This window comes from Paenibacillus sp. FSL H7-0703, from assembly GCF_038003485.1.
Taxonomy (GTDB): domain Bacteria; phylum Bacillota; class Bacilli; order Paenibacillales; family Paenibacillaceae; genus Paenibacillus; species Paenibacillus polymyxa_B.
The window spans coordinates 4749262-4764749 of sequence record NZ_JBBOPF010000001.1 but is presented as its reverse complement, the minus strand read 5'-3'; the positions used below and the strand labels follow the sequence as shown (position 1 = coordinate 4764749).

12 protein-coding genes are annotated in these 15488 nt (G+C 45.2%); all 12 read right to left on the bottom strand.

Features of this window, described 5'->3' with window-relative positions; genetic code table 11:
• Window positions 1-228 precede the first annotated feature (228 nt).
• On the bottom strand, window positions 229-1146 hold the full coding sequence (citG, locus tag MHB46_RS21315; protein ID WP_341163319.1) for a triphosphoribosyl-dephospho-CoA synthase CitG: 918 nt from the start codon (window positions 1144-1146) through the stop codon (window positions 229-231).
• 16 nt (window positions 1147-1162) lie between these two features.
• Window positions 1163-1705 carry a citrate lyase holo-[acyl-carrier protein] synthase gene (gene citX / locus MHB46_RS21310; RefSeq protein WP_341163318.1) on the bottom strand — a complete coding sequence of 181 codons (543 nt, stop codon included), beginning with the start codon at window positions 1703-1705 and terminating at the stop codon, window positions 1163-1165.
• Window position 1706: 1 nt separating this feature from the next.
• A complete protein-coding gene (citC, locus tag MHB46_RS21305; RefSeq protein WP_341163317.1) occupies window positions 1707-2753 on the bottom strand; it encodes a [citrate (pro-3S)-lyase] ligase in 1047 nt (348 codons plus the stop codon).
• A gap of 23 nt (window positions 2754-2776) precedes the next feature.
• On the bottom strand, window positions 2777-3949 hold the full coding sequence (locus MHB46_RS21300; RefSeq protein ID WP_341163316.1) for an NAD(P)-dependent malic enzyme: 1173 nt from the start codon (window positions 3947-3949) through the stop codon (window positions 2777-2779).
• 54 nt (window positions 3950-4003) lie between these two features.
• Window positions 4004-5563 (bottom strand): citrate lyase subunit alpha, encoded by a 1560-nt coding sequence (gene citF, locus MHB46_RS21295; protein ID WP_341163315.1) that lies wholly within the window; start codon window positions 5561-5563, stop codon window positions 4004-4006.
• Window positions 5564-5573: 10 nt separating this feature from the next.
• Window positions 5574-6455: a citrate (pro-3S)-lyase subunit beta gene (citE, locus tag MHB46_RS21290; protein WP_250270505.1), complete on the bottom strand. Its 882-nt coding sequence runs from the start codon at window positions 6453-6455 to the stop codon at window positions 5574-5576.
• The gene (gene citD, locus MHB46_RS21285; RefSeq protein ID WP_250270504.1) at window positions 6456-6749 is read right to left on the bottom strand and encodes a citrate lyase acyl carrier protein; all 294 of its coding nucleotides are present in this window, start codon (window positions 6747-6749) and stop codon (window positions 6456-6458) included.
• A 45-nt stretch (window positions 6750-6794) separates the two neighbouring features.
• Entirely contained in the window at window positions 6795-9038 is a 2244-nt protein-coding gene (locus MHB46_RS21280; protein ID WP_341163314.1) for an ATP-binding protein, read from the bottom strand.
• Between the two features lie 189 nt (window positions 9039-9227).
• Window positions 9228-10577 carry a 2-hydroxycarboxylate transporter family protein gene (locus MHB46_RS21275; RefSeq protein ID WP_341163313.1) on the bottom strand — a complete coding sequence of 450 codons (1350 nt, stop codon included), beginning with the start codon at window positions 10575-10577 and terminating at the stop codon, window positions 9228-9230.
• A 371-nt stretch (window positions 10578-10948) separates the two neighbouring features.
• Window positions 10949-11647 carry a response regulator transcription factor gene (locus tag MHB46_RS21270; RefSeq protein ID WP_341163312.1) on the bottom strand — a complete coding sequence of 233 codons (699 nt, stop codon included), beginning with the start codon at window positions 11645-11647 and terminating at the stop codon, window positions 10949-10951.
• Window positions 11648-12111: 464 nt separating this feature from the next.
• Window positions 12112-13926: an ABC transporter ATP-binding protein gene (locus tag MHB46_RS21265; RefSeq protein ID WP_341163311.1), complete on the bottom strand. Its 1815-nt coding sequence runs from the start codon at window positions 13924-13926 to the stop codon at window positions 12112-12114.
• A 97-nt stretch (window positions 13927-14023) separates the two neighbouring features.
• Complete coding sequence (locus MHB46_RS21260) at window positions 14024-15322, bottom strand: NCS2 family permease (protein WP_341163310.1); 1299 nt, start codon at window positions 15320-15322, stop codon at window positions 14024-14026.
• Window positions 15323-15488 lie beyond the last annotated feature (166 nt).

Sequence of the window (15488 nt, the reverse complement as noted above, 5' to 3'; positions counted from 1 at the left end):
CAACCACTTGCTCCGACACAAAAAAAGGAAAGTAAGCGTAACACATTTAGCCATAAAAATCCAACCTTATTTTCTTCATACGCCTGTTTTCATATAAGAAAGACCTCTAACTAAAACACAAACGAATAGTTTACATAAAAAAAATCCCCCTTACAGCAGCAGGTTTTACAAATGAACCTGTCTGGTGTAAAGAGAACCTTTCACTTTAGGGAAGACAGCCCTTTTATATTAAAATGGGTCGCTATGAACCGCATTGCCGTTATATTGCAATGGCGTTAGATATAAGTTTTCCAACATGATTGTGACTGCCAGTAAATCAGCGGAGCCACCAGGACTAACATTTTGCTGCACAAAATCATCGTTCATCTGATGAATCATGGCTACACCTCTTTCAGACAAGATACCGCCCGCCTCTAGCACCTGCTTGGCATATTGCTGGACATAGGCTAGCATCTCCCGGTCGTGTCTGCCAACAATATTCGTATCTTCGTTGACAACCATCAGTTGTAAGAGTGTTTGAACACAGATATCATTCACATGGTAACGTTGTGATGACTTCAACTCACGATAGACGGGCAGAGCATACGCTCGCACGGTAGGAAAGCCTGCTTCCACCTCGCCACGTATGCCCATCATCCCCCACTCCTTATACAACCGTTCGCCGACCGTTAAGCCTGTTGATTTTTTTAGGGATGCAAGCTCTCTTGCACATAAACCTTTGGTCATCTGAGCAATGGTCTCACAAATGACTTGTTCATCCAGCCTGCTAGCAGTTGCTCGTGTCGTACAACAATACGCGGCGGCGGCACAAATAATGCCTAGCGAAAAAATAAGACCTTTATGTGTGTTTACCCCATCGGTTGCGGCAAACATAGCCCGTTCCGCTTCCTGTCCCAAGGGGCGCAGGTTCTCAAATAGTATACGGAGATCCTGTCCATGAAAGGAACCTCCCGCCTTAGCACATCTTTCAAAATAGCCGGAAAGTGAGGCCGCACTAGACATAAACGTAAAGAAGTCCATATCCTTGTGGGCACCACAATCCAATCGGTCTACCAGTCCCGGTTTTGGGCTGGCGGAGACCTCTGTTAGCAGCGCAAGGACAGCCTGTTGAGCAAGGCTTTCACTTAATAGGCTTGTTGGCATCATAGTTGCTCCTCGCCGATCATACTCGTTTGACCACTTGACGATTTCGCGTATAACTGTCCACCAGCGCTTTGATAGCTTCCAGTAATTCAGGAAGTGCGTGCGCTCTACTCCGTCCACATATATGCGCAGCTTGCTCGCACATGAGGCATTTTCGCTTGTCCAGGCCAAGCTCATCTCTGGAGATTGCCCTTCCATTGGGTCCAATCACATCCAGATCCAGTAATCTTCCTAGTGGATGTTCATCTTCAATCGCAATGGCCCACTTTTTCAATATTTGTGTGTCTGCCTGAACGGCAATATATGCTTCTGGACCTGTCGGCAGATGATACGCTTCACGGTGCAGCGGTGTCATTTGGTTCACTGCCAGTTGACACATCAAAATACGATAGCCTTCATGAAAAGCGTATTTACTAGTTGGAGAGGACTTCTGTGGTCCTGGGATATTGATCGTCATGCTGAGCAAAGGTACCGCGTACCTACTGATCAGCTGTCTTTGTCTGTTCGCCCGGTTTTCGCGTGCCTGTAGCATTTCCTCAAGGGTAACCTCATACGAATACATGTTATGACATCCTTCTAATACGCCTGATGATTTCTCCAGCTTCCCCTGACAATAAAAACCGATAGGTTGTGTCCGGTACAAGCTGCTTCACTTTTTCCATGTGACCCAGACGAATATAATTACGAACTGCAGAGGCGCTAATGTCCTCCCCTTCCCATAGCAGTCGCGGTATTTCCTCTACGTCGATTCCAGCGGAAGGCAGTAATTTTTTCATGATCGTGTTGTACCTTCGGGTCAAGACACAGTTTGTCTCCTGACCAATATACCGTTTTTGAATATTTAGCAATGGAGCTATATATTGGATAAAAATTTTTAGATCAAGTGATATATGCGTGCTTGCCGCCTCTTCATCATTTTTAAAGAAGTAAGAAGGAAACGTTGCGCCCGAGATGATATAGTCTTTGCCTTTGTGCAGGACCACATTGTCCAAATGCCTTACGCCTTCTTCAACTAGTCTGTATCTAGCAGCTGATGGAAAAATGGATCGATCCTCCCAGACTACAAACAGATGTACCTTTTCCCAAACCGCTGCTGCATACTCGATTAAGTGCAAATGTCCCAGTGTGAATGGATTACAGTTCATGACAATCGCAGCCGAAGGCACGAGATCGCCCGATTCCTGCAAAAGATCTTGCTGATACTGCCTGACACCATCCCAACGGTTTTCCAACAGGACAGCCTTGAAGGATTCCTCCATGATTGGATAAAAGCCGAGATCCTTGAAAATTTGTTTATTTAGTGGCTTTGTATAAATAAACAGGTGATCCCTTCCCCGCCTATATTCTTCATTTACTAAATGGCTAACAATTTGTGCCGATAGCCCCTGATTTTTATAAGCTTCATCCACAGCAATACACTTCAGTACACTGCCTGAAAAGGAACCCGTAGCGGCAATGTCGCCGCCATCTACAATTTCCATCGTATATTCAATTGGATGGTCTATTCTAAGACCTTGGCGCTTAAGGAAATCGCGAAGCTTTCTTTGAGCGTCTTCAGAGGCAGGATTTATAATCTCTTCACGCAAATGTTCCATCCACATAGCCATCATGATCACCGTTTTTCTCGATGGTTTTATTTTCTTACGACACCGCTTTGTTCTGCGACGATTTTTACTGCTTTACTAACCGCAGCACTTACTCTTTTGTCAATCGCATCTGGAACGATATAGGTATCGTCAAGTTCCTCATCTGTTACCAGAGCTGCGATGCTGCTGGCTGCCGCTAATTTCATTTCCAGCGTGATGTCCGTAGCTTTGGCATCAAACGCGCCTCTGAAAATACCGGGGAATGCCAGCAGGTTATTGATTTGGTTGTGAAAATCCGATCTGCCGGTCGCAACAATTCGTGCTCCGCCTTTGTATGCTTCCTCCGGCAAAATTTCTGGAATCGGATTGGCAAGGGCAAAAATGATGCTTTCATTGCTCATGTTTTGCACCATTTCTTTGGTCATCACATCTGCAACCGATAAACCAATAAAGATGTCCTTGTCCTTGATGACTTCTGCAAGGCTGCCTGTTTCTTTATCACGATTCGTCAGCTTGGCAATTTGCTGCTGAGGCTCATTGAGAGAGGTGTCTCCTTCGACCAGGGCACCATTCATATCGCAGAGAACCATATGCTCCGCTCCTGCAGCAAGCAATAGCTTGGCGGTGGCAATCCCCGAAGCTCCTGCTCCATTGATGAGAATTCGCACATCCTCCACTTTTTTGCCCACAAGTTTCAAGGCATTCAATAACCCTGCAAGCACAGCAACTGCCGTTCCATGCTGATCATCATGATAAACCGGAATGTTCAGTTTTTCTTTTAATTTGTCTTCAATATAAAAGCATTCTGGAGCCTTGATGTCTTCAAGATGAATGCCTCCAAAACCTGGTGCGATCACTTCAACCGTGCGCACAAACTCGTCTGGATCAGTGGTGTCGATACAAATAGGGAACGCATTCACCCCACCAAATTCTTTGAGCAACAAGGCCTTGCCCTCTATGACAGGCAGCCCTGCCTCAGGACCAATATCCCCCAGGCCCAGCACTGCTGTCCCATTCGTCAAAATCGCCACGCTGCTCCCTTTAATCGTGTATTCATAGGCTTTGCTCTTATCTTTGGCGATTTCCTTGCATGGTTCGGCAACGCCAGGTGTATAGGCTATCGCTAAGTCCTGTTTACTTACAACCGGTACTGTCCCTGTAATCTCCAGTTTACCGTTTCTGACGCGGTGTGCCTGTAAGGCGGCTTCTTTTATATTCATAAGTTTGTTCGTACTGAGCAGCTGCTCAATACTTCCTCCCCTTGGTTTATAATTTTAGCGTCCTTGTTTCACTTGACGAATGACATCAATTACAGAACCATCACGATATTTAACAACACCTACAATTTTATCTTCCCATTGTATCGGCTCCGGTTTGCCGACAATCCGTGTTGCCTTCTCTTGCATCTCTTCGATCGTGAAGACAGGGAGCTTGGCTGCTTTTAAGTTAGCCAGGAGGTCTTGGCGGATAGGGTTCACAGCGATGCCCTGATCGGTAACAAGTACGTCAACCGTATGGCCTGGTGTGATAATGGTATTTACACGATCAAGAATAGCAGGCATTCTTCCGCGAATCAGCGGAGCGACGATGATAGATACTGCAGCGCCTGCGGCAGTGTCGCAGTGTCCGCCGGAAGCTCCCCGGATGACCCCATCAGACCCGGTAATTACGTTCACATTAAAATTCAAATCAATCTCCAGCGCACTCAGCACAACAACATCCAGTTGGTGAGCAGCACAGCCTATATTTTCAGGGCTTGCATAATATTCCGCACAAATTTGTTGATGGAATTTATTCTTTCTCAGCGATTCTACAGCACGCAGGTCAAAGCTCTGCACGTCCAAAAGCTTTTCAATCAATCCTTCTTCATGCAGATCAACGATTTGTTGGGTAATACCACCTAGGGCAAAGCCTGCTTTGATATTGGCGGCAAGCATTTTTTCCCGCAGAAATCTGGTTGTTGCAAGCGAAGCCCCCCCGGAGCCAGTTTGCAATGAGAATCCATCCATGAAATATCCTGATGCTTCAATCACATCTGCCGCGTTTTTAGCAATTAACAGTTCCTTCGGATTCTTGGTGTAACGGGTAGCCCCTGAGACAATACCCTTCTGATCACCGATGCGATCCACGACGACCACATAATCCACCAGAGTTTCAGGAATGGCGAATGGAGTGTTCGGATAGGGGACCAAATGGTCAGTAATCATCACCACGTTGCGCGCATACTGTGCATCTACCATGGCATATCCCAAGGAGCCGCATGCCGATGGAGCTTCGTTTATGCTGCAAGTTCCGTTTGCATTGCCGTATGCATCGCAAGAAGGAGCGCCCAAAAAGGCGACGTCAATCAGGCATTCCCCTGATGCAATTGCTCTTGCGCGACCACCGTGAGAGTTAATCGTCACCGGAATGTCAAACCATCCGTAGGAATATGCCTGAGCCAGCTCGCCTCTCAGGCCACTGGTCTCGATTCTGCGAATGACACCGTTTCGCACGTGCTCTATCAATGGGGCATGGATATCTGTCAAGGAGCTGGCTGCCAGGACAAGATCACGAATCCCCATTTTGGCGATTTTATCCATGACCATATTCACAATAAAATCCCCATTGCGAAAATGGTGGTGGAAGGAGATCGTCATCCCACTACGCAAGCCAGTAGCTTCAATGGCCTTCTCTATCGAATCAATGATTTTATTTTTGGCAGGATTTTGCTGGCTGTCTTTTAACCGCTCTATATTTTTAAATTGCCCGTAAGTCGATTTGCGATCAAAGGGAGTTACCGCATCAAGCCCCTCAATAGCTAGAGGAATTTCTCTCCCAGCACCGTTTAGCATAACATTCACCTTACTCTACGTTTATTTTTGCCGCTTCCGCCAGGTCAAGTACTCTGCGTGCACGTTCTACAATCGGACGGTCAATCATTTTACCGTCGAGACTGATCACACCTGAGCCATTTGCCTCCGCTTCGAGGCTGGCCTCAATGATCCGCTTTGATTTTTGGATCTCTGGTTCTGTCGGCGTATAGATGCGGTTTACAATCTCGATCTGACGTGGGTTAATAATGGATTTGCCGTCAAAGCCCAGCTGTTTGATCAGCTTGACCTCGTTAGCAAAGCCCTCCTCATTATTTACATCTGAGTAGACTGTATCGACAGCAGCAATGCCAGCAGCTCTTGCCGCAAATAATATAAGGCTTCGTGCTGTCAATAGCTCAATGCCTTCTGGCGAGCGCGTTGTCTTCAAGTCTGTAACGAAATCCTCCGCTCCAATGGCGATGCCGATCAGCCGCTTGCTGGCAACCGCAATTTGCGCTGCATTCAATGCGCCCTTACCACTCTCAACCGCTGCAAAAAGCTTGATCGTCCCAAGCTCCATGCCGATCTTTTGTTCAATTTCGGTAATCAATTCATCCGCCTCCATCACGTCATCGGCGGTCTCTGTTTTCGGTAATCGAATGGCAGTTGGCTTCGCTCGTACAATCGCTTCAAAATCGTCTCTGCCATATGGCGTATTGAGCGGGTTGACCCTGACCAGCACCTCGGTGCCTCCGAAATCAAAGGTTTTCAAAGCCTGGTAAACCAGCAAACGTGCTGCATCTTTTTCGTATAGGGAAACGGAATCCTCAAGGTCGATCATAATCGAATCTGCCCCATAGATATGGGCGTCGCGGATCATCCCTGGGTTATTCCCTGGTACATACAACATGGTCCTTCTCAGTTTCTGCATCTATTCCGCCTCCCATGGTCGGCAGCCACCCTCGACCACTCTGTTTACGGCTGTCATGACTCTAGCCTTAATAGCACAATCCAGTGCCCCTTTATCATTCGCTTGGACATATGCATGTTCAATGCCCATTTCTTGTAATGTTTCGAGAATCACTTTGCGAATCTGGTTCCCAAACTGGTTCTCTACCGTACTTTTCAACTCGATTTCAATCCCCTTCGTGCCGTTCGGCTCGATGGAAATCATAATATCGCTTGATTCCAGTGTGCCGGCCACGCCTACTTGCTGAATAATCAATGTCTACACCTCTTTTTCCAATTGGATGGTAGATACTCTCCATCTTCAGGATTGCAGAACCTTATAAATCATTTGTGCCATATCTGAACCTGCTGCAGGCTTACACATATATTCATCAATGATCAATCTCTCCTTGTATGCCACCACATGATCCTCGACATAACCGGTAATCAGGATGATTTTCATACTTGGATTGATTACCTTGATACGTTCAGCCAATTCCGTACCCGTCAGATAAGGCATAGCCTGATCCGTAATGACCAGATCGTAATGGTTTGGAGACTTTTCAAACCGCTGTAATGCTTCCATGCTGTCTGCTTCTGTCTCAACCTGGAAACCATACAATTCCAGTCCTTTTCTCATCGCTTTCAACACACGCTGTTTATCATCGACCAGAAGGATGCGCTTTTGTTCAGTAAACACAGGGCTCTTATCGATCTCTGTATCTTTGGCTACAAACTCCGTTTTCGGCAGATATACCGTAAAGGTACTACCCTTGCCCAGCTCTGAATCCACGGCAATAAATCCTTGATGTTTTTCGAGAATGCTTTGAACGATATACAATCCAAGCCCCGTACCCTCTCCTGCCGGTTTGGTTGTGAAAAAAGGATCAAAGATTTTCTGCAAGGTTTCGTCACTCATCCCTCTGCCCGTATCGGAAACAGATAAAGTAACGTAATCGCTGACTTCCAGAACGCTCTCCCGGATTTTTTTCACTTCTTTCAGGGGCATGGTATCCAATATAATTTTTAGTTCGCCCCCGGTTGTTTTCATAGCTTGATAGGAATTGTTGCACAGGTTCATAATGATTTGGTGAATCTGTACTTTATTTGCAAAGATAACGGCTGACTCTACCTGTTTTTTGAACACAGCTTTCACGCTGGGCGAGAGAAAGGATTTTATGAGTCCCAGTGCTTCTTCGACCTGCTCTTCTACTTTGACCGGAGCGTTTTTCTTGACCTTCCCACTCTCCAGCCTGCTCAATAGCAGGATTTCCTCGATTATTAATCTTGCTTTCTCGGAAGCATCATAAATCTCACTGACGTAATCATAAATTTCTTCAGTAGGTTCTATACTGCTGAGCATAATTTCTGCATAACCTTTGATAGGAGTCAAAAAATTATTGAAATCATGAGCAATTTCCCCTGATAGCGTACCGATCAACTGCAGCTTTTGCGAGTGCTGCAATTGAAGGTCCTTTTTTCTCAACAGCTCGTTTTTGTTATTCAGTTCCCGCAAATATCTTGTCTCGTATTCCAGAGCCTCTTTATTTTTCTTCGTCTTCATGATGATATAAACGGCACAAGCCAACGTCAGGACGATCATTGAAAAAATCTCAATGGTTTTAGTTCGGTTTTTGGCAATCGGTTCTCTCACATCTTCGTAGTTCATGGCCGCGGCAACCACCCAAAACGAGTCACCGAGATGAACACGGGAAAAGGCCTCAATCTTTTTCGTCTTGGTATAGCATTCGTCCCCCCACCAATACGAATGGTAGAGAGCTGAGCCTTGTTCCTGGGTAAGCTGCATTTTGAACAATTTTTCCAGATCGCCGTAATCAAGCCCCGGGTGTTTGGCCTTCATCGCTGATAGCGATAACCCAATATTTTCTTCGCTTGGGTGCATGAGATAGTGGCCTTGCTGATCCTTGACATGGATATAACCCTTGGTCCCAACGCGAATCGGCTTCAACAGCTTCTCATACACAGCGTTTAGATTTACCACACTGATCAGCGCACCTTGAAATTTCCCATCAAGATAAACAGGCTGAAACAGATGCACAATATAATTGCCTTGCCTCTCCAGCTTGGCCCTTGCGATGAACGTTTTTTTTTCTCGCAGCATCCTTTGAATATCATCCTTGATAAATTCATAGGCTTTAATCGCATCTGTACGATTGCGCTTCGGAAAAGTGTGTACTACTCTTCCTTCCAGGTTCACCTGGCTAATCTGATAGATGCTATCTTTTTTGGCGGTATAATAAGCAGATAGGTTTTCGTCAATCACAGTCTCATTCTTATTGGATATGGCGAGCGACATCTGCTGATTTCCTGCCAATATTTGCAGGGAGTGCATTTGTTCGTCGAAAAAGGACTCAATAGACGTGCTGTTTAACTTGGCAATCGTCAGCAATTGCTGCTGCTGTTGTTCAATTACGGTACGTTCTCCGTCCATATACGAGCCATAGGCCATCCATAGCAGAACTAGAAAAGAAATCGGAAGCACTAGCATAGTGAGAAATGAAAAATGGCTTCGATAATGAAACAGTATCTCTCGTGAAAATCTCATCCTGCTTTACCTTCTCCATCGAGCTAGTAGCCCATCAGTCCCTAGCCCTAGTGCTAGGGCCAGTTCGCTTCCGAGTATATCAGTTATTCACGTTCGTCTACTAAATGGTGTCTCAAGACAACTTCATTGTAATAACAAGATCTTAAAGTACTCTGTAAAATTATTAATTTTTTTTAAGATTTCACCATCTTAGTGTGTAAGGTATCGCAGCAGGAAAATAGCAAGTGTTACCGTTGCTGCTCCCCCGAGACGGGTGGATACCTGGGCAAATGGCATGAGCACCATTCTATCAGCTGCAGAAAGAATCGCAACATCTCCTGTTCCACCTTGGCTGCATCGAGTAGAAGTTATAATTGCGGCTTCAACCGGGTACATTTTCATCCACTTACCAGCAAAATATCCACTCACAACCACAGCTAATACAGTTACTAAAATGGTGATGAAATAAGCAGGGCTAATTACAGAAATCAGTGCCTCCCATGGTGTTTTGGCAACACCTACGGCAAGCAGAAGCGGGTACGTTACAGCGATAACAAAGAAACGTTGCATTTGTTGCGCTCCATCTTCAAGGAATTTTGGCAACCAGCCAAAATATTTTGCCAAAAATGCCGCAAAAAGCATTACGATCGGACCAGGTAGACCAACAAACTCAGCGGCTAAGGTACCTAACATGAAGAACCCGAAAGCTAAAATTGCTCCAGCAGCCATTTGGTAAAGATCAAGCGGTTTTTTGTTTTTATCCTCTGCAAGTTCCAAAACATCGCTATCCCCTGTTTTGAGTAGCGTGCCGTTACCAGTAAGCTCCGGTCTTCTATCTCCCAGTTGTTTCAACAAGCCGGACAAAATAATAGCACACAAGCTACCCAGCATGACCGCAGGAATAACCATAGCAAATTGCTCACCTTGAGTCGAACCTAAAATTTGGCTGTAGCCGATAGAGAGTGGAATTGCACCTTCACCAACGCCTCCAGCCATGATAGGAACAAGAATGTAAAACAAGGTATCATACGCTGGGATTCCCAAAGCCACACCTGTAAGCAATCCGACGCCTGTTCCGACAATAGATCCGACCGCCAAAGGGACTGCCAATCTAACGACCGCTTTGATCATGAGTTCCCGGTTCATGCCAAGGATACTGCCAGCGATAACAATTGCGATGTACACATACAGAAAATTGGTATTATCCATAAAAACAGTAACAGAATCAATGGCTGACTGCGGAAGAAGATGAGCATACACCATGTAAGAAGGAACAAACGTTGCCATAATTGCAGCGCCGCCGATATCCTTTAGAATAGGGATGCGCTTTCCGATTTCCGCCAGAATAAAGCCATATAAGACCATGACAGATACAGCCCCAGGCATATCACTAGCGAGCTTTCCGGTGTTCATCAGCATGTAGACAACAGCCATAAACGGGATGTAAAGGCCTACAGGAATGACCCCTCCAATCTTGTAATTCAACACCTTTTTCCATTTGGACTCTGTTCGTGGCTGTAGCTTAAGTTCTGCGGCTTCTTGTAGATTATTAGTGACCACTTCATCGCCTCCTAGATAATCAATCTGCTTATATCCTCGAATCAATCGCTCGCCCGGGTTTTCACAAGATTTTCAGTAACGCTCTCGCTCATTGGATGATTCGAGATAACTAAATTGTAAAAAGTAAATCTTAAAGTATTCTGAGTAATCCTTAAATGTTTTTAAGAACCCTGTGACAAAAATATGTCAGCGCTTTCAAAGTAAAAAGTCATTATTTGTGTGAGGGTGATGCCACGCTCCAAAGTTATGTATTTCCTTTTATCCTAAAATAGGGATGGTGTTAAAAATCATCACCCATAAAAAAAAGCCCCCCGAACCATCGGCGTGCCTTCAAGAGAGCGTATACAATTAGACAGAAGTATGTAATTAATCTATCTTTCAACGGAAAAACGATATCCGATTCCCCAAACGGTTTTGATATATTTCGGATTCGTAGGATTTTCCTCAATTTTGGTGCGCAGGTGCCTGATATAAACCATAATCGTATTATTATCGACAACCGTATCTTTCCAGATGTTTTGATATAGCTGTTCTTTCGAGAAAACCTGATTGGGGTGTTCCATAAAAAATTTCATGAGTTGTATTTCTTTTGATGACAACGCAATTTCCTGATTATTTTTTTGAAACGTAAAGGTATGATGATTGAATAGAAAAGGTCCCAACGCAATGCGCGGAGCTTGTTGTTTTGATTCCTGAAGCTGGCGATATCTTTTAATCTGGTTCTTTACCTGAGCACAAAGCACAGGAGGACTAAACGGCTTGGTAATATAGGCATCTGCCCCAAGTCCAAGTCCAATGATCTGATCTGTGTCTTCTTTTTTCCCGCTCAGAAAAATGATTGGCGTATGGATGCCCATATTACGTGATTGACCAAGCACATCATAGCCATCAATATCTTCCATCATAATGTCCAAGAGGACGAGATCGAATGGTCCCTCGCTAATCATCCGCATCGCTTCCGTGCCATTTTCAGCCTGAAGTACTACCATCCCATCGGCTTCAAGAACTGTTTTAATCAATTTTCTAACAGCCCTTTCGTCATCAACGACCAATACTCTCGGTTTGCTCATTCTTCTTGACCCATTCCTTTCTAAAAGTCCTCCTACGAAAACCCTTTATATCAATACAAAAACATATCTTTATTATTTATAACCAACATTTTTCAGATATTTGCTATATAAATGAGTTTATTCTCGCTTCTCAATCTCCACCTTTTAGTCTAGCATCATTTTAACTAATCTTATATGTTGTATGTCATACAAGTTAAAAAAACTAAATCCTTGTCTAATATCTTTGTAAACCCTTTTCATTAATATTTTGGAAAAAGATAATTTTATCTCACTTGTTGTTGTGAATGGAACATCTGCTATCTACCCAAGTATGAACCTTGGAGACATCAATGAAGCGGGAGGTTTGAAATCCGAAGAAGCGAAGCGTTCGCCTTTACCTCTAAATCCCCCTTGTTCTCATTACAATCAGAGGAATTCAGAGGCAACAGCGATCGGAGGATCATATCACTCGCGCGTAGCAGTCTCTAAAGCTCCACTTTTTCTCCCATCTCCACAAACTGCTTTTGAGCCAGCTCACGGTACACCTGATGGGACTCTAATAACTCAGTATGAGTTCCTGCACCGGTCACCTTGCCCTTGTCCAACACGATAATCTGATCGGAGTGAACCACTGTAGACAAACGATGAGCAATGACAATTGTCGTGCGTCCTTCCATCAAGTTCGCTAGGGCCTTCTGTACCTCATGCTCAGATGAGCTGTCCAAACTAGATGTAGCCTCATCCAGCATGAGAATGTCAGGGCTACGAAGAAGCGCACGTGCAATAGCGATCCGTTGACGCTGTCCTCCGGACAGCTTCATTCCCCGTTCTCCCACCTCAGTATTGTAGCCTTGAGGTAGATCCATAATAAATGTATCCGCATACGCCATCGTGGCTGCTCGTCTCACTTCTTCCAAGTCAGCTTCGCGCCCCAAGCCATATGTAATGTTATCTCTGACCGTTCCAGTCATCATTGAGCTTTCCTGCGATACATAACCAATTTTGGAGCGCCAGGAGGAAAGTGTATATGACGATATCGGTTCGTCTCCATAACGAATTTCACCTGTATCTGGCACATAAAAGCGTTCCAACAATGAAAACAAGGTGGACTTCCCACTTCCGCTCGGCCCCACGAATGCTGTCGTCCGGTTAGCCGGAATGACCAAGTTCGCATTATGAAGGACCTCTTCCCCTTCGGTATAAGAAAAGGCAACATCACGAAGTATGATATCTCTGCTCTCTTTTGCCGCTTCCTGCTTCAACTCGAGCGGTTCCTCTTCATGATCTAAAATCGTCTGAATCCGTTCAGTAGCCCCAACCACCTTTTGCAGACGTGAATACAGGGTCGTGAATTGTGCCATCGGTGTGATCACCTGAAACAGCAGCAAAATAAAAGCCACCAAATCCCCAGCGGTCAGCACACCCGATGCGACACGAACACCACCAACACCCAATATAATGACCAGCACTGCAGTCAGCAAGAAGGTAGAAATGGGACCTACAAGGGCCAGGATACGTGACTCTTGCAAACCGAAGCGGAACATCCGGTAAATACGATCCTCACCGGCCTGAGCCTCTCTGCTTTCGGTTCCGTAGGCCTTCACCAGTCTGATTTCGCCGATAACCTGACTCAACACTGAGGTCAGATCTGCCATCTCATCCTGCTGTTTTTTGGAGATGCGGTACATTTTTCTGCCTACCGGAAATAAAATCAGGGCTGTTAGCGGAACAATGGCCATAATAATGAGCGTCATCACCCAATCAAGATAAAATAACAATGCAATACCACCAATAATTGCGATCACATTAGAAATCAGATTGACTAGATACTCCGTAATTAAGTTCATAATCAGGCTTGTGTCATTGGTGACGCGACTCATCGTATCTCCTGACCGATTCCGATCAAAGTAAGGGATAGGTAGAGATAAGATTTTATGCCATAAACGTTTGCGCAAATTAGCCACAATCTTATGCCCGGCATAGTTCAACATATAGATAGAAACCGCCGAAGCCACCGCTTGAAGCACAAAAGCGCCAAGCAGACCAACAATGACCATACGGTTTAGTGAAGAAAAGGTCAAGCCATCAATCAACCCTTTGGTCATCATGGGTACGATTAAACCAGCAATGGTCTGAATCAGCGTCAGAACCAGGGCGATGATCAGAATAGCCTTGGGCGGATGCGCACTCGCAATCAATTTGATAAACCGCCCCATGCCAGCCTTATCCGGTCTTTTACCCGGTTTTTCCTTCATCTGGTCCTCCTGCTCATCTTGGTGTGTATGATGTTCTTTTTCCATATACCATCAACCTCGCTTCCTGTCTGACCATTCTTGTTCAAACAACAACACCCGCGCTCTGCGCGGGTATGAACAGTACAATCTATCTTCGAGTTTACTACACCAGAGAATGAAGCACAAAGTTAGCCACAAACAGTACAGAAATGATATATAATGCAACAGGCACTTCCTTGCCCCGTCCTGCTGCCAGCTTGGCTACGGGGTATGCAATAAAACCAAATGCCATCCCGTCTACAATACTGTAAGTAAAGGGCATCATCACCATGATTAGAAATGCAGGAAACGCTTCAGTAAAATCACCGAAATCCATCTCTCGCACATTTTGCACCATTAGACCCCCAATGATGATCAACACGGGCGCAATGGCACTGTCAGGAATATAAGCCAACAGAGGAATAAAGAAAAACGTCGCTCCGAATAAAATAGCAGTTACCAGCGGTGTCATTCCCGAGCGTCCCCCCGCTGCAATGCCAGCCGTCGATTCCGCAGCGGCTACTGCCGGACTGCTACCCAAAATACCGGCAAAGATATTGGTTACAGCCAACACACGCAAGCTGTTTTTAAATAAATCCGGTCTTCCAATCATGTTGGTTTGTGCAGTAATCATACCAATATTCTCGAATAGCACAATGAGTAGGAGCAAAAAGACAGCGATCCAGAAAGCTACCGAGACAATGCCTGAAAAGGAAAGCTCTCCAAACAATTGCCCATACTGTCGTACCGTTTCAGAGGTTCGTACCGTGCTTGTAGGCTCTACAGCTCCCAGTATATAAGCAAGTCCAGTTCCCGCCAAAATGCTAATTAGTAAACCTCCCTGAACGTTACGCACAAACAATATAATAGCGAGCAGCAACGTTACACAAGCCGTAATTACCTTGGGATCATTAAAATGGCCAATAGCCACAAAAGTCGTCTGATGAGCAATCACGATGCCGCTTTTTTGCAATCCGATAAAGGTTAAAAACAATCCAATGCCCACCGTAATTCCGTGCTGCAAATTATGGGGAATCGCTTGGCTAATCAGCTTGTACAATGATGTAAAAGCCACAATGGCGAATAAAATCCCTGTGACGGCAACCACCATCAGCGCTTCCTGCCAGCTCAGCTTCATAGAATGTACGAGCGTATATGTGAAAAAAGCATTAATTCCCATCCCGGGTACAACGACCATTGGAGATTTCCCACCAAAAGCCATAAGCAGGCAGCCGATCATCGATGTCAGCAGCGTCCCGAGCATTGCCCCTTGGAGGGGAATCCCGGCATCTGCCAAAATAGTTGCATTAACCATAACAATGTATACAACGGAAAAATAAGAAATGGCCCCAGCGGCTAATTCCTTTTTCCAATGATGCTCGGGCTTGAAACCGAGACTTCTGGACCATAGTCCATCCTTCATACCAAAACCCTCCAGCAAGTTGTTCAATCTTTTTGCAGTAAGCTGCGCTTTTTCAAAACAAAAAAGAGCTGTAGCAACTGTGACACAAAGGATGTGATGCACAGAACTACAGGTCTTAAAGTGAATACATACTGATGTAAATCTACGAATGCACTGCCATGCTATT

Coding starts and splice junctions, on each gene's coding strand:
- MHB46_RS21300 (WP_341163316.1), bottom strand. CDS start 3,949: ATGAATATAAAAGAAGCCGCCTTACAGGCACACCGCGTCAGAAACGGT.
- MHB46_RS21280 (WP_341163314.1), bottom strand. CDS start 9,038: ATGAGATTTTCACGAGAGATACTGTTTCATTATCGAAGCCATTTTTCA.
- citX (WP_341163318.1), bottom strand. CDS start 1,705: ATGTATTCGTATGAGGTTACCCTTGAGGAAATGCTACAGGCACGCGAA.
- MHB46_RS21265 (WP_341163311.1), bottom strand. CDS start 13,926: ATGGAAAAAGAACATCATACACACCAAGATGAGCAGGAGGACCAGATG.
- MHB46_RS21270 (WP_341163312.1), bottom strand. CDS start 11,647: ATGAGCAAACCGAGAGTATTGGTCGTTGATGACGAAAGGGCTGTTAGA.
- citC (WP_341163317.1), bottom strand. CDS start 2,753: ATGATGGCTATGTGGATGGAACATTTGCGTGAAGAGATTATAAATCCT.
- citF (WP_341163315.1), bottom strand. CDS start 5,563: ATGCTAAACGGTGCTGGGAGAGAAATTCCTCTAGCTATTGAGGGGCTT.
- citG (WP_341163319.1), bottom strand. CDS start 1,146: ATGATGCCAACAAGCCTATTAAGTGAAAGCCTTGCTCAACAGGCTGTC.
- citE (WP_250270505.1), bottom strand. CDS start 6,455: ATGCAGAAACTGAGAAGGACCATGTTGTATGTACCAGGGAATAACCCA.
- MHB46_RS21260 (WP_341163310.1), bottom strand. CDS start 15,322: ATGAAGGATGGACTATGGTCCAGAAGTCTCGGTTTCAAGCCCGAGCAT.